This is a genomic window from Ruegeria sp. CF2 (genome assembly GCF_056537385.1).
Genome location: NZ_JBQFRL010000001.1, coordinates 1,445,337 through 1,467,915, shown reverse-complemented (window position 1 = coordinate 1,467,915; position 22,579 = coordinate 1,445,337). Strand labels below are relative to the sequence as shown.

At 64.2% G+C, this 22,579-nt stretch carries 26 protein-coding genes; 18 read left to right on the top strand and 8 right to left on the bottom strand.

Annotated elements, in window-relative coordinates:
* Positions 1-39: 39 nt before the first annotated feature.
* The gene (locus ACR0IR_RS07275) at positions 40-990 is read right to left on the bottom strand and encodes a GlxA family transcriptional regulator (protein ID WP_170363296.1); all 951 of its coding nucleotides are present in this window, start codon (positions 988-990) and stop codon (positions 40-42) included.
* Between the two features lie 112 nt (positions 991-1,102).
* Between ACR0IR_RS07275 and ACR0IR_RS07270 the strand changes: the two genes are divergently transcribed.
* On the top strand, positions 1,103-1,804 hold the full coding sequence (locus ACR0IR_RS07270; protein WP_170363297.1) for a GntR family transcriptional regulator: 702 nt from the start codon (positions 1,103-1,105) through the stop codon (positions 1,802-1,804).
* Between the two features lie 46 nt (positions 1,805-1,850).
* Here ACR0IR_RS07270 and tyrS read toward each other — a convergent pair whose 3' ends face one another.
* Positions 1,851-3,101 carry a tyrosine--tRNA ligase gene (tyrS, locus tag ACR0IR_RS07265; RefSeq protein WP_170363298.1) on the bottom strand — a complete coding sequence of 417 codons (1,251 nt, stop codon included), beginning with the start codon at positions 3,099-3,101 and terminating at the stop codon, positions 1,851-1,853.
* Positions 3,102-3,164: 63 nt separating this feature from the next.
* On the opposite strand from tyrS, the gene ACR0IR_RS07260 reads away from it, so the two are divergent.
* The 3 genes from ACR0IR_RS07260 to ACR0IR_RS07250 all read left to right on the top strand — a co-directional run bounded on the left by ACR0IR_RS07260 (position 3,165) and on the right by ACR0IR_RS07250 (position 5,357).
* Entirely contained in the window at positions 3,165-4,286 is a 1,122-nt protein-coding gene (locus ACR0IR_RS07260; protein WP_170363299.1) for an anhydro-N-acetylmuramic acid kinase, read from the top strand.
* Between the two features lie 76 nt (positions 4,287-4,362).
* A complete protein-coding gene (locus ACR0IR_RS07255; protein ID WP_170358904.1) occupies positions 4,363-4,875 on the top strand; it encodes an aggregation factor core in 513 nt (170 codons plus the stop codon).
* Positions 4,876-4,904: 29 nt separating this feature from the next.
* Complete coding sequence (locus tag ACR0IR_RS07250; protein WP_170363300.1) at positions 4,905-5,357, top strand: TspO/MBR family protein; 453 nt, start codon at positions 4,905-4,907, stop codon at positions 5,355-5,357.
* 12 nt (positions 5,358-5,369) lie between these two features.
* Here ACR0IR_RS07250 and ACR0IR_RS07245 read toward each other — a convergent pair whose 3' ends face one another.
* Both ACR0IR_RS07245 and ACR0IR_RS07240 read right to left on the bottom strand, forming a co-directional pair.
* Positions 5,370-6,911, bottom strand: a complete 1,542-nt coding sequence (locus tag ACR0IR_RS07245) for a phospholipase D family protein (RefSeq protein ID WP_170363865.1) — start codon at positions 6,909-6,911, stop codon at positions 5,370-5,372.
* Positions 6,912-7,001: 90 nt separating this feature from the next.
* On the bottom strand, positions 7,002-7,421 hold the full coding sequence (locus ACR0IR_RS07240) for a cupin domain-containing protein (protein WP_170358910.1): 420 nt from the start codon (positions 7,419-7,421) through the stop codon (positions 7,002-7,004).
* 66 nt (positions 7,422-7,487) lie between these two features.
* Between ACR0IR_RS07240 and ACR0IR_RS07235 the strand changes: the two genes are divergently transcribed.
* The 7 genes from ACR0IR_RS07235 (at position 7,488) to ACR0IR_RS07205 (ending at position 13,532) form a co-directional block, all read left to right on the top strand.
* Positions 7,488-8,906 (top strand): protein adenylyltransferase SelO, encoded by a 1,419-nt coding sequence (locus ACR0IR_RS07235; protein ID WP_170363301.1) that lies wholly within the window; start codon positions 7,488-7,490, stop codon positions 8,904-8,906.
* Between the two features lie 86 nt (positions 8,907-8,992).
* Complete coding sequence (locus ACR0IR_RS07230) at positions 8,993-9,697, top strand: endonuclease/exonuclease/phosphatase family protein (RefSeq protein WP_170363302.1); 705 nt, start codon at positions 8,993-8,995, stop codon at positions 9,695-9,697.
* An 81-nt stretch (positions 9,698-9,778) separates the two neighbouring features.
* Positions 9,779-10,192, top strand: coding sequence for a Fur family transcriptional regulator (locus ACR0IR_RS07225; protein WP_093962302.1), 414 nt, complete (start codon positions 9,779-9,781; stop codon positions 10,190-10,192).
* Between the two features lie 148 nt (positions 10,193-10,340).
* Entirely contained in the window at positions 10,341-11,225 is an 885-nt protein-coding gene (locus ACR0IR_RS07220; protein ID WP_170363303.1) for a DMT family transporter, read from the top strand.
* 135 nt (positions 11,226-11,360) lie between these two features.
* On the top strand, positions 11,361-12,638 hold the full coding sequence (gene eno / locus ACR0IR_RS07215) for a phosphopyruvate hydratase (RefSeq protein WP_170363304.1): 1,278 nt from the start codon (positions 11,361-11,363) through the stop codon (positions 12,636-12,638).
* Positions 12,639-12,684: 46 nt separating this feature from the next.
* Positions 12,685-13,227: a GNAT family N-acetyltransferase gene (locus ACR0IR_RS07210; protein WP_170363305.1), complete on the top strand. Its 543-nt coding sequence runs from the start codon at positions 12,685-12,687 to the stop codon at positions 13,225-13,227.
* Positions 13,228-13,361: 134 nt separating this feature from the next.
* Positions 13,362-13,532 carry a hypothetical protein gene (locus tag ACR0IR_RS07205; protein ID WP_170338259.1) on the top strand — a complete coding sequence of 57 codons (171 nt, stop codon included), beginning with the start codon at positions 13,362-13,364 and terminating at the stop codon, positions 13,530-13,532.
* On the opposite strand, the gene ACR0IR_RS07200 is transcribed toward ACR0IR_RS07205, so the two are convergent.
* From ACR0IR_RS07200 to mazG, 3 genes are all read right to left on the bottom strand, one after another.
* Entirely contained in the window at positions 13,529-13,978 is a 450-nt protein-coding gene (locus ACR0IR_RS07200) for a GNAT family N-acetyltransferase (RefSeq protein WP_170358922.1), read from the bottom strand. The two genes, ACR0IR_RS07205 and ACR0IR_RS07200, sit on opposite strands and share 4 nt — an antisense overlap.
* Positions 13,975-14,916 carry a nucleoside hydrolase gene (locus tag ACR0IR_RS07195; RefSeq protein WP_170363306.1) on the bottom strand — a complete coding sequence of 314 codons (942 nt, stop codon included), beginning with the start codon at positions 14,914-14,916 and terminating at the stop codon, positions 13,975-13,977. Before ACR0IR_RS07195 ends, ACR0IR_RS07200 begins: the two co-directional genes overlap by 4 nt.
* A 61-nt stretch (positions 14,917-14,977) precedes the next feature.
* Positions 14,978-15,835: a nucleoside triphosphate pyrophosphohydrolase gene (gene mazG, locus ACR0IR_RS07190; RefSeq protein WP_170363307.1), complete on the bottom strand. Its 858-nt coding sequence runs from the start codon at positions 15,833-15,835 to the stop codon at positions 14,978-14,980.
* 66 nt (positions 15,836-15,901) lie between these two features.
* On the opposite strand from mazG, the gene ACR0IR_RS07185 reads away from it, so the two are divergent.
* The 4 genes from ACR0IR_RS07185 (at position 15,902) to ACR0IR_RS07170 (ending at position 19,569) form a co-directional block, all read left to right on the top strand.
* Positions 15,902-17,065, top strand: coding sequence for a M20 aminoacylase family protein (locus tag ACR0IR_RS07185; RefSeq protein WP_170363308.1), 1,164 nt, complete (start codon positions 15,902-15,904; stop codon positions 17,063-17,065).
* 35 nt (positions 17,066-17,100) lie between these two features.
* Positions 17,101-18,078, top strand: a complete 978-nt coding sequence (speB, locus tag ACR0IR_RS07180) for an agmatinase (protein ID WP_170363309.1) — start codon at positions 17,101-17,103, stop codon at positions 18,076-18,078.
* 69 nt (positions 18,079-18,147) lie between these two features.
* Entirely contained in the window at positions 18,148-19,095 is a 948-nt protein-coding gene (gene speB, locus ACR0IR_RS07175; RefSeq protein WP_170363310.1) for an agmatinase, read from the top strand.
* Positions 19,096-19,161: 66 nt separating this feature from the next.
* Positions 19,162-19,569, top strand: coding sequence for a DUF1499 domain-containing protein (locus tag ACR0IR_RS07170; RefSeq protein ID WP_170363311.1), 408 nt, complete (start codon positions 19,162-19,164; stop codon positions 19,567-19,569).
* Here the strand turns inward: ACR0IR_RS07170 and ACR0IR_RS07165 are convergent.
* Positions 19,495-19,797: a hypothetical protein gene (locus ACR0IR_RS07165; RefSeq protein ID WP_260063104.1), complete on the bottom strand. Its 303-nt coding sequence runs from the start codon at positions 19,795-19,797 to the stop codon at positions 19,495-19,497. The two genes, ACR0IR_RS07170 and ACR0IR_RS07165, sit on opposite strands and share 75 nt — an antisense overlap.
* Before the next feature lie 62 nt (positions 19,798-19,859).
* On the opposite strand from ACR0IR_RS07165, the gene prfA reads away from it, so the two are divergent.
* From prfA to ACR0IR_RS07150, 3 genes are all read left to right on the top strand, one after another.
* Positions 19,860-20,915 carry a peptide chain release factor 1 gene (prfA, locus tag ACR0IR_RS07160; protein ID WP_170363313.1) on the top strand — a complete coding sequence of 352 codons (1,056 nt, stop codon included), beginning with the start codon at positions 19,860-19,862 and terminating at the stop codon, positions 20,913-20,915.
* On the top strand, positions 20,912-21,757 hold the full coding sequence (gene prmC, locus ACR0IR_RS07155) for a peptide chain release factor N(5)-glutamine methyltransferase (RefSeq protein WP_170363314.1): 846 nt from the start codon (positions 20,912-20,914) through the stop codon (positions 21,755-21,757). Before prfA ends, prmC begins: the two co-directional genes overlap by 4 nt.
* A gap of 239 nt (positions 21,758-21,996) precedes the next feature.
* Positions 21,997-22,569, top strand: coding sequence for a DUF4167 domain-containing protein (locus tag ACR0IR_RS07150; protein ID WP_170338278.1), 573 nt, complete (start codon positions 21,997-21,999; stop codon positions 22,567-22,569).
* Positions 22,570-22,579 lie beyond the last annotated feature (10 nt).

Below are 22,579 nucleotides of genomic sequence, written 5' to 3'. Positions count from 1 at the left end.
ATAATCCGAGTTGGCCCGTCCTGTCCAGTCGGCAGTGACTCAGTCCAGCCGGCTGCGCTGCTGCATCGGGGTGACGCCGAAGGCGGCGCGGTACACGCGTGAGAAATGACCCGGGCTTTCAAAGCCGCAGGCAAAGGCCACGTCGGTGACCGAAGATTCGGTCTGCAACAGCAGGTTTCGCGCGCGGTCCAGCCGCAGCTCCATGAAGTATTTCTTGGGCGAAGCGTTGAGGTATTTGCCGAAGAGCCGCTCGAGCTGGCGGGTCGAGATGCCGATCTGTTCGGCGATCACCGCCGGCGAGATCGGGTCGTTGATGCGGTCGGCCATGATCTGGATCGCTTTGGCCAGATGCGCGTTGCGCATGCCGTTGCGCGATTGCAGCGACACACGCTGATCGGCGGTCGCGTTGCGCACGGCGTTGTAGACCATCTGGTCGGCCACCGCGATCGACAGGTCCTGCCCGTGGTCGCGCTCGATAAGGTGCAGCATCAGGTCGGCCGTTGCGGTGCCGCCCGAGGCGGTCATGTGCTTTTCATCGGCCACGAAGACGCTGCGCACCAGATTCACGTCCGGGAAAGCCTCCATGAAGGCGTCGTGATATTCCCAATGGATCGCCGCCTGCATCCCGTTCAGGAACCCGGCCTCGGCCAGCAGCCACGCGCCCGAACACAGCGCCCCGATGGCCGTGCCGCGTGCCCGTTCGCGGCGCAGCGCGGCCAGCAGGGGGCGGCTGACGTGATCGCGCATGTGGATGCCTGACAAAACGAAGATCTGGTCGCATTTCGGCAGGTCCGTCAGCCCACCATGCACCAGCGTCACGGACCCGTTGGAACACACCGCCTGCGCGCCGTCCTCCGAGGCGAAGGACCAGCGGTACAGCTCCTCGCCGCTGACCCAGTTGGCGATACGCAGCGGCTCGACCGCGCAGGAGAAGGCCAGGTGCGAGAACTCGGGAACGAGGATGAAACAGAAATGTTGCGGGCGGGTCATGCGCTCAGTCTATCACGGGCGGTCAGGCTGATTGTGTACAAGGTGCATTTTATCGGGCAAGAGCAGGGGCGACATCCTGGGTGTCGCGATTCGACCAAAGCGAAGGTTGGGGATGAAAGACGACACGAAAAGCCGCAAGGCGGCGCTGGCCGCGCATCTGAAGGCGGCGGTGATGACGCTGAAACTGCGCCCCGGCGATGACCTGGACGAGGCGCAGCTGTCCGAGGCGTTCGGCTTGTCGCGCACGCCCCTGCGCGAGGTGTTCCGGCATCTGGCCGGGCAGGGCTATCTTGAACTGCGTGAAAACCGGGGCGCGCGGGTGTCGCAGATGTCCTATGCCACGTTGCGCGATTTCTTCCTGGTGGCGCCGATGATCTATGGCGCGGTGCTGCGGCTGGCGGCGCAGAACACCACAGGTGACCAGATCGACCGGTTGAAGGCGGCGCAGGCGGCTTTTCGGGAAACGCTGCGGAAGGGCTCGGCCGAAGATCGCGCGCTGGCCAACAACCAGTTCCACGAGATCACTGGCGAGATGGCGGCGAATGTGTACCTGCTGCCGTCGTTTCAGCGGCTGCTGATCGACCATGCGCGTATTGGCATGACCTTCTACCGCCCGGGTCAGGCCGGGATGGGCGAAAGCCTGGCTCTGGCCTGCGACCAGCATGACGCCATCATTGCCGCGATCGAGGCGCGCGACGAGGCGGCGGCGGGGCAGCTGGCGGCCGATCACTGGGCGCTGTCGCGCGATCAGATCGAGCTGTTCGTGACGCCGGCCGGTCTGGACCTGCCGCTGGGCTCGGTCGAACGCGGATAGAAAAACGGCCGCCCGAAGGCGGCCGTCGTGTTCGGGGGCAGGCGGTTCAGCCCAGCTGCACCAGCGCGTGCCGCTTCTTGCCCGCGCTCAGCTTGATGGGCGAGGAAAGGGCCGCTGCGTCGATCATGAGCCCCGCATCGGTCAGCGGTGCGTCGTCCAGACGGGCGCCGTTTTCGGAGATCAGGCGCTTGGCCTCTTTGCCCGATTTCGCCAGGCCCGACTTCACGATCAGCTGCACGACCGAGATGCCGTCGCCCAGATCCTCGGCTGTCAGGGTCAGGGTGGGCAGGTCGCCGCCCACGCCGCCCTTTTCGAACACCTCGCGCGCGGTGGCCTCGGCCTTGGCCGCGGCCTCGGCCCCGTGCAGCAGGGTCGTCACCTCGTTGGCCAGACGGATCTTGGCCTCGTTGATCTCGGACCCCTGCAGCGCGCCCATGCGGTCGCATTCGTCCACGGGAAGCTCGGTGAAGATCTTCAGGAAGCGGCCCACATCGGCGTCGGTGGTGTTGCGCCAGAACTGCCAGAACTCGTAGGGCGACAGCATGTCGCCGTTCAGCCAGATGGCGCCGCCCTGGCTTTTGCCCATCTTGCGCCCATCGCTGGTGGTCAGCAGGGGCGTGGTCAGGCCATAGATCTCGTGATCCAGCACGCGGCGGGTCAGGTCGATGCCGTTGACGATGTTGCCCCACTGGTCCGATCCGCCCATCTGCAGGATGCAGCCATAGCGGCGGTTCAGTTCCAGAAAGTCATAGGCCTGCAGGATCATGTAGTTGAACTCGAGGAACGACAGGGACTGTTCCCGGTCCAGCCGCGATTTCACCGATTCAAAGGACAGCATCCGGTTGACCGAGAAATGCCGCCCGATGTCCCGCAGGAAATCGAGATAGTTCAGGTCGTCCAGCCATTCGGCATTGTTCAGCATCAGCGCGCCGGTGTCGCTGTCGTCATAGGACAGGTACTTGTCGAACACCTTCTGCATGCCGGCGATGTTGGCGTCGATCTGCTCGGGGCCCAGCAGGGGGCGTTCGTCCGAGCGGAAAGACGGATCGCCCACCTTGGTGGTGCCGCCGCCCATCAGGGTGATCGGCTTGTGCCCCAGCTTCTGGAACCAGCGCAGAACCATGATGTTCATCAGATGCCCGACATGCAGGGATTGGGCGGTGGCGTCATACCCGATATAGGCTGTCTGCACCCCGCTTGTCAGAGCATCGTCAAGGCCCTGATAATCGGTGCAATCGGCCAGAAAGCCGCGCTCGATCATCGTGGCGATGAAATCCGATTTGGGGTGATACGTCATGTCTTGCCTCGGGGTTGAATTGCGGGGCACGTTATAGGCGGCGAACGAGGGAAGGAAAAGGCCATGAATAAGGCCCGAGGCAAAGTTGGGGCAGTGCGGGCACTGGGGGCCATGTCGGGCACCTCGCTCGATGGGGTCGACGCGGCGGTGGTGGAAACCGACGGGCGGCAGATCCTGCGGTTCGGCGACAGTGCCTACCGACCCTATACCGAGGACGAGCGCAAGCTGCTGCGCGCCGCGCTGGGAAAATGGAGTGGCCCCGAGGTGCACGCCGCCGAAGATCTGGTGACCCGCGCCCATGCCGAGCTGCTGTCGGAATTCGAGGACGTGGAGCTGATCGGCTTTCACGGCCAGACTCTTGCGCACGAGCCGCGCGGCAAGGGCACGTTGCAGGTGGGCGACGGCGAGGGGCTGGCGGTCGCGCTGGGTGTGCCCGTGGTCTGGGATTTCCGCAGCGATGACGTGGCCATGGGCGGCGAGGGCGCGCCGCTGGCGCCGTTCTTCCACTTTGCCTGCGCAAAATATGTCGGGGCCACGGCGCCCTTGTGCTTTCTGAACCTGGGCGGTGTCGGCAACCTGACCTACGTGGACCCGTCCTTTGACGGACCCGAGGCACCGGGTGCGCTGTTGGCCTTTGACACCGGCCCGGCCAATGCGCCGATCGACGATCTGGTGCAGGCGCGGCTGGGCCTGCCCATGGACCGCGACGGCGCGCTGGCCCGGCAGGGTTCGGTCGAGACCGGAGCGCTGGAGCTGTTCCTGGCCGAGCCCTATTTCAACCGTCTGCCGCCCAAATCTCTGGACCGCAACGATTTCGCCGAGATGATCGGCCTGGTGAAGGAACTGAGCGACGCTGACGCTGTTGCCACCCTGACAGGCATGAGCGCCGCCGGGGTGGTGCAGGGGATGGAGCATTGTCCCAAACCGCCTTCGCGTGTGCTGGTCACCGGCGGCGGGCGCAAGAACCCGGTTTTGATGGAGATGTTGCGCGTGGCGTTGGACTGCCCGGTTGATCCGGTCGAGGCTGTAGGGCTGGACGGCGACATGCTCGAGGCTCAGGCGTTTGCCTATCTGGCGGTGCGTGTCGCGCGGGGAATGCCGACCTCTTGCCCGGGCACCACCGGGGTCAAGGCGTTGGTTGGCGGGGGAACGGTCAGCCGGGTGTCGCAGGGCGCACCGCGCTGAAACGCGGCGAAAAATGATCCTGCCAAGGCGCTCGGGCGTAATTGTAGCAGTAGCCACAACAATGCCGGAGATGAAGATGATCGGTTCCCTTGTCAAAAATGCGGCCGGTTGTGCCGCCGCGTTCATGCTCGCAGTGCCCGCCATGGCTGATGTGCAGGTTGAGTTCGTCGAGGGAGCGCCAAAGGACCGCTTCGTTCTTCGCAACGCCAGCGATTGCAGCCTGTCTGCTGCAACGGTGCGTCTGGATTTGTCCTCGTCGCAGGGCGGGCTGATCTTTGATGTCACTGGCGCGGGGGCAGGGGTCGAAGTGTTTCAGCCGTTTGAGATGGTTTCGGGGTCCGAGTATCTGAACGGGTTGCCTCAGGTTCAGGACGGACAGTCGATGGTCGATCTGGACATCCGGGCCATGCCGCCCGGTGCGGAAATCGCCTTTACGATCGACGTGGATGACACGGGCGGCGGACGCGAGATCACCGTGTCGGGGGCCGAGATTCAGGGCGCGACGGTCTCTCTGGAAGGCGCGAAGAACCCGCAGCGTGGTGTCTTTTCGTCGGCGGCCCGCGCGGCTATACCGGTCGGGACCTGCTGAGCGGCAGTGCACCTGCGGATGGAACCGGCATGACCAAGACACTGACACGTATCGCATTTCTGGTTCTGGTACTGGGTGGCGGCATACTGATCGGCACTCTGACGGGGCCGGGTGAGTGGTACGCGAACCTGAACAAACCGGTCTTCAACCCCCCGGGCTGGGTATTCGGCCCGGTCTGGACGGTTCTGTACGTGTTGATTGCGATGGCGGGATGGCGGCAGTTCGAACGCGACCGGGGATCGCCCGCAATGCGCCTGTGGTGGGCGCAGCTGGGCCTGAACTTCCTGTGGTCGCCCGCATTCTTCGTGCTGCACCAGCCGTGGCTGGCATTGGTAGTGATACTGGCGCTTCTGGTGGTGATTGTTCTGTTCATCACACGTGTCCGCCCGGTGGATCGCGTTTCGGCATGGGCGTTCGTGCCCTATCTGGCATGGGTGGCATTTGCGACCGTTCTGAACCTGTCGATCGCGATCCTGAACTGACGCCGGCGGTGGTCAGAGCATCCACTCGACCGGCAGCCATCTGACGACGGCGGCAAGGCCGCGCTGGAACCGAGAGGTGTTCGGGTCGGTCTCAAAGGTCGTGGTCGTCCCGTCCTTGGTCTGCTGAACCCAGACCAGCCCGCCGTCATCGGCCATCTCGACGCGATAGGCGAAGTCGGGCTTGTCCAGTTGGCTGGCCAGATCTTTAGCAATCGTAGGACTTTCGATCAGCAGCCCCATCTCGGTGTTCAGCCGGGCCGAACGCGGGTCCAGATTGTATGAGCCGATAAAGATCCGTTTGCCATCCGAGCCAAAAACCTTTGCATGCAGGCCCGAGGCGGAGCCTGCAAGAATTTCGGGCAGGCTGCGTTCCTTGTGCTCGTCGCGCAACGCGCGCAGCTCCAGCAACTGAACCCCGCTTGCCAGCAGGTCGTCGCGATAGGCCATGTAGGCGGCATGAACCGGCATCACATCGGTCGCATCCAGTGAATTGGTCAGGACCCGGACTTTGACCCCGGATGACGCCAGCCGTTCGAGCAGCTCGGCCCCGCGGGGACCGGGAATGAAATAGGCTGAGACCAGATCGAGCGAAGTCTCGGAGCTTTCGGCAAAGGTGATGAGACGCTCGACCATGAGGTTCTCGTCCTCGACCTCTCCAAGCCCCTTGGCCGGGTCATCGACAAAAAGTTCGACCGCGCTCCATTCGAACGGCAGATCGCGGGCGGCGATGCGGTCGGCCAGTTCATTGTCGCGGATCGCCTTTTGGTATCCGGCCCCTGCCGCGGTCTGACGCGCGGCCTCGGCCAGTGCTTTCAGGCTTGGTTCGGTCGCAGCGGGCAGGAACAACGCGGCATCATAGGCTGATCCGCTGTTCCAGTAGGCATCGAAGGATGCTGCAACCTCGTCCACGATCGGACCGATCGCGATGGTATCGACATCCAGATAGTGCGTCCCGGCCCCATAGTCGAAATAGATGTCGCCGATGTTTCGGCCCCCGACAATCGTGGCCACGCCGTCCACCGTCATGGACTTGTTATGCATGCGGCGGTTCAACCGGCCGAAATCGAACACATAGGACAGCAGCTTGGGATTGCGCAGCGTGAACGGGTTGAAGATGCGGACATGGGCCGTTGGCATGGCATCCAGTTCAGCCAAAAGCGGGTCCAGCCCTGAGATGCCGTTGTCATCGACCAGAAGGCGCACGCGCACGCCCCGTTCCGCCGCCGCACGCAATTCGTCCAGCAACATCAGGCCGGTCACGTCATCCTGCCAGATATAGTATTGGGCATCTATGGACGAGACCGCCTCACGCGCGAGAATGGCGCGGGCGGCAAATGCGGTATGCCCCTGACCGAGGGGGCGGACGCCGTCCAGTCCGGGGTTGCGCTGCATCGCCGGCTCGATGGCTTGGCCCAGCGGACCAGTCCAATCCGCGGGTTGGCGGTATGTCCGCTCCGAGAAATTGGTCTCGGGCAGCGGAAAAGCCAACCGCATCCCAAGCACGCCCAGGCCGAGGATCACAGCCACGGTCACCAAAGTCTTGATCAGCCGCATCGCGCCCTCGTCTTTGCCCAATCATACACACGCGAACCTTGCCGCATCGGGCAGGGCAAGTTCAAGCATGGTTCGGCAGGGGCTTGAGGTTTAGTTCCTGGGAATGTCGAACTCCGGCGGCGCCAATTCGAACCCGTCGAACTGGAACCCGGGCGAGACGACGCAGCTGACCAGCGTGTAGTCCCCGGTGCTGCGGGCAGCCTGCCAATGCCCGGCGGGTACGATGACCTGCGGCGCGCCCGCGCTCAGGTCAGGGGACAGCATGTGATCGCTTGCCGGTCCAGTATCGGTTTCGCTGATCGACAGGATCAGCGGCGCGCCGGCGTGAAACAGCCAGATCTCGGTTGCATCGACCCGGTGCCAGTGGCTGGCCTCGTCCCGTTTCAGAAGGAAATAGATGCAAGTCGCGGTGGGGCGGCCTGTGTTGTCTGCGCGCCAGGTCTCGGCATACCAGCCGCCTTCGGGGTGGGGCTGCAGTTGCAGGTGGTCGATGATCTGGTCGGCGGTCATGGCGGGCCTTTCACGGCGATGGGATTTGGTGCTGGCAATACTGTGCACAGATCATATGTTTGCGCCATGACCCTGACGATCCCGTTCGACAATTCCTATGCCCGGCTGCCCGGTGCGTTTTATGCGCGCCAGTCGCCCGAGCCCGTACGCGCGCCGCGGCTGGTGGCTTTCAATGACTATCTGGCGCAGGTGCTGGGTATCTCGCCCGGTGACGCGCAGGACATGGCCCAGGTTTTTGCGGGCAACACCCTGCCGGACGGGGCCGAGCCGCTGGCGCAGCTGTATTCCGGTCATCAGTTCGGCAACTACAATCCGCAGCTGGGCGACGGGCGCGCGGTGCTGCTGGGCGAGGTGGTCGGCACGGACGGGATCCGCCGCGACATTCAGCTCAAGGGCTCGGGGCGCACGCCGTTTTCGCGGCAGGGTGACGGGCGGGCCTGGCTGGGGCCGGTTCTGCGCGAGTATGTCATATCCGAGGCGATGCACGCGCTGGGCATTCCCACCACGCGCGCCTTGGCGGCAGTGGAAACCGGTGAGGTCGTGCTGCGCGAGGGCCCGATGCCCGGCGCGGTGCTGACCCGCGTGGCGCAAAGCCATCTGCGGGTGGGCACGTTCCAGGTATTCGCCGCGCGCGGCCAGATCGCCGACCTGCGGCGGTTGACGGATTATGCCATTGAACGCCACTACCCGGAGGCCGTCGGGCCGATGGGCCTGCTGCGCGCCGTGCGGGACGCGCAGGCCGCGCTGATCGCGCAATGGATGGCGGTGGGCTTCATCCACGGGGTGATGAACACCGACAACTGCGCCATCTCGGGCGAAACCATCGACTATGGCCCCTGCGCCTTCATGGACAGCTATCACCCCAACACCGTTTACAGTTCGATCGACCGGATGGGGCGCTATGCCTATTCCAACCAGCCCGAGATCGCGGTGTGGAACCTGGCGCAGCTGGCGACCGCGCTGATCCAGCAGATCGAGGACAAGCAGGCCGCCGTGGAAGAGGCGACCGAGATCGTGCACGCCATGCCCGATTTGATGCAGCAGCACTGGCTGCGGCGGTTCCGGGCCAAGATCGGCCTGACCACCGAGGAGGACGGCGACCTTGCACTGATCTCGGACCTGCTGACGCGGATGGCGCAGAATCAGGCCGATTTCACCAATACCTTCCGCGCGCTGGGCAGCGATGCGGCGCGGGACCAGTTCACCGATCCGGCGGCTTTCGACGGCTGGGCCGAGGGGTGGCGCGCGCGACTGACAAGCGAGGCGGACCCGGCCGCGGTGATGCACGCGGCCAACCCGGCCTTCATCCCGCGCAACCACCGGGTTGAGCAGATGATCCAGGCCGCCGTTCAGGGCGACTATGCCCCGTTCCACCGGCTGAACGCAGTGTTGGCCCGGCCCTATGACGACCAGCCCGACGCCGCCGACCTGATGCGCCCGCCCACGCAGGACGAGGTGGTGCATGCCACCTTTTGCGGCACCTGAGCGGGTTTCGGCATCTGTGCTGAACTATCGGCTTGCGTCCGGGCGCGATCCTGCGAATCCTGACGGGGTATAACCGTAGAAAACCGATGACCACTTTGCCCAAGCTGCGCCTTGCCAGCTACAACATCCAGAAATGCGTCGGACTGGACCTGCGACGCCAGCCGCAGCGCATCCTGCAGGTGCTGGATCGGCTGGGCGCCGATATCGTGGTGCTGCAAGAGGCCGACAAACGCCTGCCGCCGCGCCCGGCGGCGCTTCCGCATTTCATGCTGGACGAGGCCGGGTGGAAGATCGTCGATCTGGGCGGTGCGGGCAGTCTGGGCTGGCATGGCAACGCGGTGATCTGGCGGGGAGACCACATTCAGGTGCGCCGCGCCGCGCATCACGATCTGCCGGGGCTGGAGCCGCGCGGAGCGGTCCGGGTCGAATTCGACACCCATATCGGGCCTTTGCGGGTGATGGGGATGCATCTGGGGCTGTTCTCGGCGTGGCGCCGTCAGCAGATCATCCACCTGCGGCAGGACGGCCGCGCGCTGGACCGGATGCCAACCGTCTGGGCAGGGGATTTCAACGAATGGTCGCGTCAGCCGATCCTTGACCGTCTGGCCCCCGACATGCGGTTCTTGCCGCCTGTACCCAGCTTTCCCGCCGCGCAGCCTCTGGGCGCGCTGGACCGGATCGCGCTGGGCGGCGGGCTCGAGGCGTTGGCCCACGGCGTGCATGGGGAACGGCCCGCGCATATCGCCTCGGACCACCTGCCGGTCTGGGCCGATCTGCGGCTTGCGGGCTAAGGCGCAGCGGGCGCAAATCACAGTGGCGAAATCCGCGCGGACGTACTAAGACAGAAACCCGAACGGATTCTGGGGGATGACATGGCGGATACGATCATCGCGCGTTGCGAAGCCAAAGGCCTGCGCATGACCGGCCAGCGTCGAACCATCGCGCAGGTACTGCAGGACAGTGATGATCATCCCGATGTCGAGGAATTGTACGCCCGCGCCTCGGCGCTGGATGCGGGCATTTCGATCGCAACCGTCTATCGCACCGTCAAACTGTTCGAAGAGGCCGGGATTCTCGAACGGCTGGAATTCGGCGACGGGCGTGCGCGTTATGAGGACGCCGAGCGCGACCACCACGATCACCTGATCGACATGAACTCCGGCGAGGTGATTGAATTCGTGGACCCCGAGATCGAAGCCCTGCAGGAAAAGATCGCCTCGAAGCTGGGCTATCGCCTGAAAGGTCATCGGCTGGAGTTGTACGGAGTTCCGCTGGACAAGGACTGATCCGGCCGGGACACATCACCAAAAGCGATTGGTCATCCAAAATCTATTCATGGTTCCAAGCCCTCTTCGCGCTTGCCACGGCGGCGCGATCCGGGTCTTCTGCGTTGCGACGCGGCAATTAGGCCCTCCGAAATCAATAGGCAACGACATGAACAACGCGAACGGCATCCTGCTGGTCATCGGCGCTATGGCCGCCTTCACGCTTGAGGACATGTTCATCAAGCATCTGTCGGTCACCGTGCCGACCGGTCAGGTCATGATCGTGCTGGGGCTGTTCTGCGCACTTGTCTTTGCCGCCATGGCCATCGTGACACGCAAACCGATCTTTGACACGGCGGCTTGGCAACCGCTGTTCGTGATCCGCGCGTGCACCGAGGCGGTCGGGGCGCTGAGTTTTGTTACCGCATTGTCCCTTGTAGACCTGTCGACCGTTGCGGCCGTGTTCCAGGCGATGCCGCTGGTGGTCACGATGGGGGCCGCTCTCTTCCTGCGCGAGCAGGTCGGCTGGCGCCGTTGGAGCGCAATCGGCGTTGGGTTCATCGGCGTTCTGATGATCATCCGCCCCGGTTTGGACGGGTTTCGGCCCGAGGCTCTGTTCGTGGTGGCCAGCGTCATTGCCATTGCCGCGCGGGACCTGATCACCCGCCGGCTGGACGCGCGCGTGGCTTCGGCCGTGGTGGCGTTGCAGGCCTACGCGGCGGTCGCGATTGCCGGCGGCGTGCTGATGCTGACCTCGGCGCAGCCTCTGGCGCCGCTGCAGATGGGGCAGATTGGACCCTATCTCGGTGCCGTTGGTTTTGGTGTTCTAGGCTATCTGGGGATCGTGACCGCAATGCGCGTGGGCGAGGCCTCGGCCCTGACGCCGTTCCGCTATACGCGGCTGCTGTTTTCGATCTTGGCAGGGATGTGGATGTTCGGCGAACGGCCGGACCTGATGACCATGATCGGCGCGTCGCTGATCATCGGGTCGGGCATGTACACGTTCATCCGCGAACGGCGCATTGCGCGGGCCATGGCTCCGGCGGTCTGCTGACCTGTTGGCGCAAACACGCCGCTGTTGGCGCTAAAGGCCGGAAAATATGCGTGTTAGCGATAACGGACCCGGTTTACTTTTCCCCGCGTGCTGGTATGAGGCATGCAACCGAACGCATTTTCAGGGACCGGTATCATGAGCACCATCATCGACATCCACGCACGCGAAATCCTGGACAGCCGGGGCAACCCCACCGTCGAGGTGGACGTGGTTCTGGAAGACGGCACCATGGGCCGGGCCGCCGTGCCTTCGGGCGCATCGACCGGCGCCTATGAGGCGGTGGAAAAGCGCGATGGCGACAAGTCCCGTTACATGGGCAAGGGCGTGCTCGAAGCCGTGGCCGCCGTGAACGGCGAGATCGCCGAAGAGCTGGTGGGCTTTGACGCGACCGAGCAGGTGGCGATCGACGCCGCCATGATCGAGCTGGACGGCACCCCGAACAAGGGCCGCCTGGGCGCCAACGCCATTCTGGGCGTGTCGCTGGCCGTGGCCAAGGCGGCGGCGGATTTCACCACCCAGCCGCTCTATCGCTACGTGGGGGGCACCTCGGCGCGGGTTCTGCCGGTGCCGATGATGAACATCATCAATGGCGGCGAACATGCCGACAACCCGATCGACATCCAGGAATTCATGATCATGCCCGTGGCCGCCAGCAACATCCGCGAGGCGGTGCGCATGGGTTCGGAAGTGTTCCACACTCTGAAAAAGGAACTGTCGGCCGTCGGGCTGGCCACTGGCGTCGGCGACGAGGGCGGGTTTGCCCCCAACATCGCCTCGACCCGCGAGGCACTGGATTTCATCCTCAAGTCGATCGAGAAGGCGGGCTACAAGCCGGGCGACGAGATCTATCTGGCGCTGGACTGCGCCGCGACCGAATATTTCAAGGACGGCAAATACGTTCTGTCGGGCGAGGGCAAGACGCTCAGCAGCGACGAGAACGTGGCCTATCTGGCAGCCCTAGTGAAGGACTACCCGATCATCTCGATCGAGGATGGCATGTCCGAGGATGACTGGGACGGCTGGAAGGCGCTGACCGACGAACTGGGCGGCAAAGTACAGCTGGTGGGTGACGACCTGTTCGTGACCAACCCCGCGCGTCTGGCCGAGGGTATCGAGAAGGGCTGCGCCAACTCGATGCTGGTCAAGGTGAACCAGATCGGTTCGCTGACCGAGACCCTGCGCGCCGTGGATATGGCCCACCGGGCCGGCTATACCAACGTGATGTCGCACCGCTCGGGCGAGACCGAGGACGCCACCATCGCCGATCTGGCTGTGGCGACTAACTGCGGTCAGATCAAGACCGGCTCGCTGGCGCGGTCGGACCGGCTGGCCAAGTACAACCAGCTGATCCGCATCGAGGAAACGCTGGGCGAAGTCGCGGAATACGCGGGGCGTTCGATCCTTCGCAAGTAGGCCGCAAGCTGTTAGGCTGGCCCCCGACATTGGCCGGGGGTCCGTCATGCTAATTATCGTTGAACCAGAAACGCCGGACCAGTTCGATGCTGTCCGGCGTTTGTGTTGGGAATATCACGCCTATCTGCTGACGCTGGATGAACGGTCGCGACAGGTCGTGAACACGTTCTATCCACCCGAGAAATATGCAGCCGTTCTGTCCGCCATCGAGGTCGAGCATATGCCGCCCAAGGGCGGGACGCGGCTGGCGATGCTGGACGGGCAGGCGGTGGGCTGCGGGATGTTTCAGACGATCGGTCCGGGTATCGCCGAGATCAAGCGCGTATTCGTGACCGATGGCGCTCGGGGCACTGGTGCGGGGTGTGCGATCATGCAGGCGCTGATCACTCAGTGCCGCAAGGACGGGTTTGAGATGATCCGGATGGACACCGGAAAACCGCTGGAAGCGGCGACTCGGCTGTATCTGTCGCTGGGGTTCAAGCTGCGCGATGCCTATTCGGATATACCCGAGATCGCCCAGGGCCAGCTGTTATTCTTCGAAATGTCACTGACGGGCGACGCCGCCGAACCCGATGGAATTGCAGGGTAATCTCCCTTTACCCCCGAGTTTGGGGCAGGCAGGGAGAAAAAATGCAAACATAAATGTGATTATGTGTGAACTTGTTCCTACAAGTGCGACGTTGTCGGGCGTAGCTTGACGGTACTGCAGAAAAGGAGAACGTGATGTCCGCTTCAAGAATCCTTCTCGTTATTTCCGTGCTTTCCGTCGGGGTTCTGGCGGCCTGCGCAGGGCCTGACACCTACCCGATCACCGGCGAGCCGGTGTCGCAGAACGATCCGGTGCAAGAGATGTACTACAATCCCGGGCTGATCTTCCGCGGTGAGTCACGCTAGAGCTTTTTGCTCATCAACATGTAACGGTCGCGCGGTTTGAAACCGGTCCGCAGGTAAAGTTTCTGCGCGGCCTCGTTGGTTCGATCCACTTCCAGATGCAGGGCCGTCAGGCCGGCACCGGCCAGCGCTTTGGGCAAGTCCAATAGAACCTCGGTGGCAATTCCGCGGCCGCGAATTGCAGGCCGGATGTAGATTTCGTCCACGAACCCGTCCATCCCCCCGAACTCGACCGACCAACCGAAGGTTAGGATGATGTAGCCCAACGGCGCGCGCGAAGGGCCGATCAGATAGATGCAGCCATGCGGGATGCCTTCCAGCAGCGGCGTCAGCGCATCGCGCCTTTGGTCGGGGTCCTGTTCGATCCCGGCCTCAGCGTGAAAGGCCGCGACCAGGCCCATCAGGCGATCAAGGTCCTCGGGGCGGGCAAGGCGCAGGGCGGCACTCATAGCCGCGCCAGCCGTTCGGTCAGCAGGGCAAAGAACCCGTCGGCATCCACGTCGCCGATGAACAGCGCATTGGGCTTGCGGTCGGTGACGCCCCACCAGTCGGCGACGGTCATGCCAAGTGTGAGGTCCGACTGGGTTTCGATCTCGACGTTGACGTGTCGGCCCGAGAACAATTCGGGGCGGATCAGATAGGCGGTCACGCAGGGATCGTGCAGGGGCGCGCCCTCGCTTCCGTATTTTTCCTTGTCGAAACGTTCGAAGAAATCGGTCATCTCGGCCACTGCGATTCCAACCTTGGTGCCAAGGGCGCGGAAGGCGTCGTTGCGCGGTTTGGTAACCAGCGCCTTGTGCGTCACGTCCAGCGGCATCACCACGATCGGAACGCCGGATTTGAACACGATATCAGCGGCCTCGGGGTCGACATGAATGTTGAATTCGGCGGTGGGTGTGATGTTTCCGACTTCGAAGTAAGCGCCACCCATCAGCACGATTTCCTGCACGCGCTCAACAATGTCGGGCGCCTTCTGAAAAGCCGTGGCGATGTTTGTCAGCGGCCCCAGCGGGCAGAGGGTGACGGTGCCGGAATCCTGCGCGCGCAGCGTGTCGATGATGAAATCGACGCCATGCCCCTCGGCCAACGGCATCTGCGGGTCAGGCAGGACGGGGCCGTCCAGCCCGGTCTTGCCATGCACGTGCTCGGCGGTGATCAGAGGACGTTTCAACGGGCGGTCGCACCCGGCAAAGACCGGAATGTCCGTGCGCCCGGCCAGTTCGCAGACGATGCGCGCATTCTTTGCAGTCAGCTCCAGCGGCACGTTGCCGGCGACGGCGGTTATGCCCAGAACCTCGATCTCGTCGGGGCTGGCCAGGGCCAGCAGGATGGCGACGGCGTCGTCCTGTCCGGGGTCGGTGTCGATGATGATCTTGCGCGCGGTCATAGGGCCTCCGGGGTCTTGAAGGGCGGACACTGGCAAGCGCGGCCCGGCTTGTCCAGCGGTTTCAGGCGTCGCTTGCGGCCTTGAGCGGCGGGAGTTTGCCGTTGGCGCGGTGTTCTTCGGTTTTCACCGCGTCCCACAGGGCGTCCATCTCTTCCAGCGTGCTGTCTGACGGCGTCTTGCCACGTGCGGCCAGCCGGGCTTCGACCTGTTCGAACCGGCGGGTGAACTTGGCGTTGGTGCGGCGCAGCGCGGCCTCGGGCTCGATGCCCATATGGCGGCCGAGATTGACGATCACGAACAGCAGGTCGCCGAACTCGTCCTCGAGCGCGTCGGCGTCCATCTGGTTGCGCGCCTCTGTCAGTTCGGCGGCTTCTTCGGTGATCTTGTCCAGCACATGGCTGACATCGGGCCAGTCAAACCCCACCCGTGCGGCGCGTTTCTGCAGCTTGTAGGCGCGCAGCAAGGCGGGCAGGTTGGCGGCGACACCGTCCAGCGCGCCTTTCTGTTCCTTTCCGGCGCGCTCGGCGGCCTTGATCGCCTCCCAGTCGCGGGTCTGTTGTTCGGCAGACTTGTCGCGGGATTCGTCGCCGAAGACATGCGGGTGGCGGGCCACCATCTTGTCGGACATGGTGCGCACCACGTCCTGAAAAGTGAAATGCCCGGCCTCTTCGGCCATCTGCGCATGAAAGACCGACTGGAACAGCAGGTCGCCCAGCTCGCCCTTGAGCTCGTCCCAGGCCTGGCGTTCGATGGCGTCGGCGACCTCATAGGCCTCTTCGATCGTGTAGGGGGCGATGGTGGCGAAATCCTGTTCGATGTCCCACGGGCAGCCGGTTTCCGGGTCGCGCAGGCGGCGCATGATCTCCAGCAGCCGCTCGATTCCGGCGTCGGTATCGTGGATCAGTGGATTTTCAGCCATTGCGAAGCCCCTTGTTCCGGTGTCAGATGCATCCATCCCGCAGCTTGGATCAGGAGTCCACCCCCGATGCCCGTCGTCAACCGCATTGCCGATTACGCCGCCGACATGGCCGAATGGCGCCAGCACCTGCACACGATCCCGGAACTGGAGTTCGACTGCCACGAGACCGCCGCCTTCGTGGCCGAGCGGCTGCGTGAATTCGGCGTGGACGAATTGCACGAAGGGATCGCGCAGACAGGGATCGTGGCGATCATCACCGGGCAGGGCGATGGCCCCACGATCGGGCTGCGCGCCGACATGGATGCGCTGCCGATCGCTGAGGAAACGGGTGTGGACTATGCCTCGAAGACACCGGGCATGATGCATGCTTGCGGGCATGACGGGCACACCACTATGCTGCTGGGCGCGGCGCGGTACCTTGCCGAGACGCGGAATTTCCGGGGCCGGGTGGCGTTGCTGTTCCAACCCGCCGAGGAAGAGGGCGGCGGTGCCGATATCATGGTCAAAGAGGGTGTGATGGACCGGTTCGACATCGCTCAGGTCTATGCCCTGCACAATGCGCCGGGCTTTGCCGAGGGCGCGTTCTATACCACGCCCGGGCCGATCATGGCGGCGGTCGATACGTTCGACATCCACATTCAGGGCGTGGGTGGCCACGGTGCCATGCCGCACGAGACGCGCGACCCGGTCATGGCCGCCTGCGGAATCGCCCAGGCGATCCAGACCATCGTCAGCCGCAACCACTATGCGCTGGACGATCTGGTGATCTCGGTCACCCAGATCCACACCGGGACCGTGAACAACGTGATCCCCGACACCGCCTATCTGAACGGCACCGTCCGCACTTTCGATCCGGCGGTGCAGAAGATGGTGATGACCCGGCTTGAGGAAATCGTGCAGGGGCAGGCGGCTTCCTACGGGGTCACGGCGACGCTGGACTATGTCGTCGGCTATCCGGCCACGGTCAACGATGCGGACAAGACCGGTTTCGCCGCCGAGGTGGCGCGCGAGGTCTCGGGCGCCGATCGGGTGATCGCCAATTCGGGCCGCGAGATGGGGGCCGAAGATTTCTCGTACATGCTGCAGGAACGCCCGGGCGCCTATCTGTTCCTGGGGCAGGGCGACGGGCCGGGGTTGCACCACCCCAAGTACAATTTCAACGACGAGATCGCACCGGTGGGTGCCTCGTTCTTTGCGCGCATCGTCGAAAAGGCGCAGCCGTTGACCTGACGGTCCGGTCAATACCAGGGAGGAAACGGGCCAAAATGGCATTGGAAGACGCAAAAAACCAGGTCGATGAGGCCTTTACCAACCCCGACCTGAAGGGGTTGAGCTATGAAAACACCTTTGGCGGGGCCACGTCCTTTCTACGGCGGCTCTACACCAAGAACCTGAAAGGCGTGGATATCGCCGTGACCGGCGTGCCGTTTGATCAGGCGGTGACCAATCGCCCCGGCACCCGTCTGGGCCCGCGCGCGATCCGTGAGGCCAGCGCCCTGCAATCGCCCGATGCGCCCTATGGCTGGCCCTTCGATGCGCTCAGCGAGCTGGCGATCATCGACTATGGCGACATGGCCTATGATTATGCCAACATTCCCGCCTTTCCCGACACGCTGACCAATCATATCCGCACCATTCTGGCGGCGGATGTGGCCTCGGTCACGCTGGGGGGCGACCACTATATCAGCTTTCCGATCCTCAAGGCCTATGCCGAGAAATACGGCCCGATGTCGCTGTTGCAGTTCGACGCCCATACCGACACCTGGGCCGATGACGACATGAGCCGGGTGGACCACGGCACCATGTTCTACAAGGCGGTGAAGTCGGGGATCGTGGATCCGAAACGCTCTGTCCAGGTGGGGATCCGCACCACCAACGAGGACACGCTGGGCGTCAACATCATCGACGCGCGCGAGGTCTATGAATCCGGCCCCGCCGCCGTGTCGCAGAAGATCAAGGGCATTTTGGGCGACAGCCCGGTCTATCTGAGCTTTGACATCGACGGGCTGGACCCGGCCTTTGCCCCCGGAACCGGCACGCCGGTCTGGGGTGGGCTCAGCTCGATCCAGGCGCAGATCATCCTGCGCGACATCGCCGGGATCAACATCAAGGGCGGCGACGTGGTCGAGGTGTCTCCGCCGTTTGATACATCGGGGGCCACGGCGATCGCGGGGGCGCATGTGGCGACCCAGATCATCTGCCTGCTGGGATGGAACAAACTGGCGAAAGACGGGCGGTTTTAACCATTGGTTAGCCATGGTTTTGCTATGGCCGGTATCAGGTGAAGCAACGGGACAGGGGGCGCGCACGCCATGAGCCAATTCAACCAACCCATCAGCGGCAATGATCTGGCGCGGTTTTCCGGGCCCAACACCTTCATGCGGTTGCCTGCGGCGGATTCTCTGGCGGGGCTGGACGTGGCGGTGCTGGGCGTGCCGATGGATATCGGAACCTCATGGCGGTCGGGTACCCGGTTCGGCCCCAAGCAGATCCGCGCCGAAAGCGCGATGATCCGGCCCTACAACATGGCCACCTTCGCCGCGCCTTTCGACAGCCTCCAGATCGCCGATATCGGAGATCTGGCGATCAACACCTTCTCGCTAGCCGACAGCCTGCGGATCATCAAGGAAAGCTATGACGCGATCCTGGCGCAGGGCGTGATCCCGGTGGCGATGGGGGGCGATCATTCGATCACCCTGCCAATTCTGCGGGCCGTTGCCGCGAAACACGGGCCCGTTGCCCTGGTCCATGTGGACGCCCATGCCGACGTGAATGACGAGATGTTCGGCGAGCGCGAAACCCACGGAACCGTCTTCCGCCGCGCGTATGAAGAGGGGCTGATCGTGCCCGACAAGACCTTTCAGGTCGGTATCCGCGGCTCAGGCTATGCGGCCAGCGATTTCACCGAGGCCAAGGGCTGGGGGTTCCGGCAGTTTCCTGCGTGGGAGTTGTGGCAACAAAACCTGACCCAGATCGGGGCGTTGATCCGCAAGGAAATCGGCGAGCATCCGGTTTATGTCACCTACGACATCGACAGCTTGGACCCGGCCTATGCCCCCGGCACCGGCACGCCCGAGATCGGCGGACTGACCACGCCGCAGGCGCTGCAGCTGATCCACGCGCTGGGGGGCATGAACGTGGTGGGCTGCGACCTGGTCGAGGTCTCACCGCCCTATGACCCGTCGGGCAACACCGCGCTGACGGCGGCCAACCTGCTGTTCGAGCTGCTGTGCATCCTGCCCGGTGTGACGTCACGGTAGGCGGGGCCGGCAGGTCTTGCCCCGTACCTAGGGGCGGCTAGGGTTCTGCCGGAAGGTCTGAATGGAATGAAACGCATGGTTCTTTGGTTGGTTGTCGCCGCGGTTGTCGGGCTTGGCCTTTATGTGCGGCTGGCACCGTCCGATCCCGCGCGCTGGCATGTGCAGGTCGTGGCCGAGGCAGGTCGTGACCTGCCCGGAGGCGTGATCCGCGCGGTGCAGACCGGACCGGACGGCCTCGCGCGGCTGGACCAAGTGGCGCGGGCGACGCCGCGTACGACGGTGCTGGCCGGATCGGTGGATGCGGGCCTGATCACCTATGTCACCCGCAGTCGGGTGTTCGGCTTTCCCGACTACACCACCGCCCAGCAGGAGGGCGACACACTGCGCATCTATGGACGGTTACGATTTGGCCGACGGGATTTCGACGTCAACCGCACTCGGGTCGACGGTTGGCTGGCGGCTCTGCAGTCCTGAAGACAGGCACCCCTCTGACACCTCGCGCCACATCGGCACGTTCAGCGACATCTGGCACTGAGCCATGAACATGCGGCCATCGACCTGCAGGCAGACCATCTCGCCCAGTTCGACGCGGCTGCCGGACGTGTCGGTGCAATAGCAATCCTGCACTTTGCCACCGGGGCCGATGACATCGGCCAGACCGGGCGTTGCGCAGACAATCAGCAGGGCAATGATCCGTTTCATGCGCATAGCTTAGCACAAGCCGGGGCCTTGACCAAAGCCGTCGGATGATAGACACCGCCCCAATGATCCCCGAAGAACGTCTTGAACAGATCACCCAGCGATTCCAGTACCTCGAAGCGGCCATGTCTGATGGCGCCTCGGGCGGCGATATCGCGGCTTTGGCCAAGGAATATTCCGACCTCAAGCCGGTGGTCGAACAGATCGCAGCGTGGCGCCAGCTGCGGGCCGATCTGGCCGAGGCCGAGGCGATGCTGGACGACCCCGACATGAAAGAGCTGGCCGAGGAGGAGATCCCGCAGCTCAAGGCGCGCATCCCCGAGGCCGAGCATGCGCTGCAACTGGCGCTGCTGCCCAAGGACGCGGCCGATGCGCGGCCGGCGATGCTGGAGATCCGCCCCGGCACCGGCGGCGACGAGGCGGCGCTGTTCGCGGGCGACCTGCTGCGGATGTATCAGCGCTATGCCGAGGCCCGCGGCTGGCAGTTCGAGATCATCGAGGAACAGCAGACCGAGTTGGGCGGCATCAAGGAAGTGGTGGCCCACATCAAGGGCGACAACGTCTTTGCGCGGCTGAAATACGAATCCGGCGTGCACCGCGTGCAACGCGTGCCCGAGACCGAGAGCGGCGGGCGCATCCACACGTCGGCGGCGACTGTGGCGGTTCTGCCCGAGGCCGAGGACGTGGACATCCAGATCGACCCGAATGACATTCGCATCGACACGATGCGCAGCTCGGGTGCAGGCGGGCAGCATGTTAACACCACCGACTCGGCGGTACGGATCACCCACCTGCCGACGGGGATCGTGGTGACCAGTTCCGAGAAGTCACAGCACCGCAACCGCGAGATCGCGATGCAGGTGCTCAAGACGCGTCTCTATGACCTCGAACGTCAGCGGATCGACAGCGAACGCTCGGCCGACCGGGCCAGCCAGGTGGGGTCGGGCGACCGATCCGAGCGCATCCGGACCTATAATTTCCCGCAGGGCCGGATGACCGATCACCGGATCAACCTGACGCTCTACAAGCTCGATCAGATCATGCAGGGCGACCTGGACGAGGTGATCGACGCGCTGACCGCCGACGATCAGGCGCGCCTGTTGGCGGAGATGGCGCAATGATCGCGGCGCTGACAGCGGCACAGGCCATGGTGGCCGCCACCGCGCGCCTGCGGGCCGCAGGTGTGGACGACCCGGCGCGGGACGCCCGGGTTCTGCTGGCCCATGCCGCCCGGATCGAGGCCAGCCGCGTGACCCTGATTGCGCCCGAAGAGCTCTCGCCCGAGATCGCCGAACGTTATGAGCAACTGGTGTCGCTGCGCGCGATCCGGGTGCCTGTTTCCCATCTGCTGGGCGAGCGTGAATTCTACGGCCGACGCTTCCGTGTCAGCCGCGACGTTCTGGACCCGCGCCCCGAAACCGAAGCGCTGATCGAAGCGGCCCTTAGCCAGCCGTTTGACCGCGTACTGGACCTGGGCGTCGGCTCGGGCTGCATCCTGATCACCTTGCTGGCGGAACGCAGCAGCGCAACCGGGCTGGGCGTCGACCTGAGCGAGGCCGCCTGCCTGCAGGCCAGCGCCAATGCGGTGGCCCACGGGGTGCAGGATCGGGCGGAAATCCAGCGCTCGGACTGGTTTGGAAACATTGGCGGCCATTTCGAACTGATCGTTTCCAATCCGCCCTATATCGCGCTGGATGAGATGGATGGGCTGTCGCCCGAAGTGCGCGAGCACGAGCCGCGCCTGGCCTTGACGGATGAAGCGGACGGGCTGGACGCCTATCGCCGGATTGCGGCCGGCGCCCCTGATCACCTTGTGCCCGGCGGACGGCTTCTGGTGGAAATCGGCCCGACACAGGCGCAGGCGGTCGGCGCGTTGTTCGACGCAGCGGGGCTGGCGGATATCCGTGTGGTTCCTGATCTGGACGGGCGGGACCGGGTGGTGGGCGCCAGAATGCCGGGCTAGCCGCGGATTCTGAGGCCGATTTACGCCGGTCGGGGTAAAAAACCCGGCATTTGGTGTATTAACCCCTTGTCTGCGCCGTCAGGACATGCTTACTCAGAGTAGTCAGCGCGGTTGACGCCCCTTCGGCGCACCCCTGACGCCAAGCCCAAAAAAGTCGACATCCCGTGACGGCACAGGCCACAGAGCAGCGCAGAATACGGGTGGATCGACAGTGCAAGACAAGGCTGACGTACAGTAAGATGAGATCCTCCAAATCCCGCTCGCGGGCAAAGAACAACCGCAATCGTCCCTCTGGTGGAAACGTCGTTAACCGGGTTTTCGACAGCTCGGGGCCCGAGGGCAAGGTGCGCGGCACGCCGCAGCAGATCATTGACAAGTACAACCAGCTGGCGCGCGATGCACAGCTGGCCAATGACCGCGTCGCTGCCGAAAACTTTCAGCAACATGCCGAGCATTACCTGCGCCTGCTGAGCGAGGCGCAACGCGAAATGGAAGCGCGTCGGGAAGAGCAGGAACGCCAGAACCGCGAGCGTCAGGCCGAGCGCGATCGGGAGCGGGCGGAACGGCAGGAACGTGAAGCCGCACGCCAGGCGGACCCGGCCGAGGCTCCGCAGCCGGACATCGTTGATCTGAACGCCGATTCGGATACTCCTGAATCCGGGCTTGTCGAGACGCCCGAAAGCGCGGGCGCCAAGGCCGAAGCGGCCGAGCGCAAGGACAAACCTGCCCGGAGACCGCGCGCACGCAAGCCCAAGGCCGTAGAAGAGCAGGCCCCCCAAGGCGGCGGTGATGCACCAGAGGCTGCCGAATAAGCCATAGCGG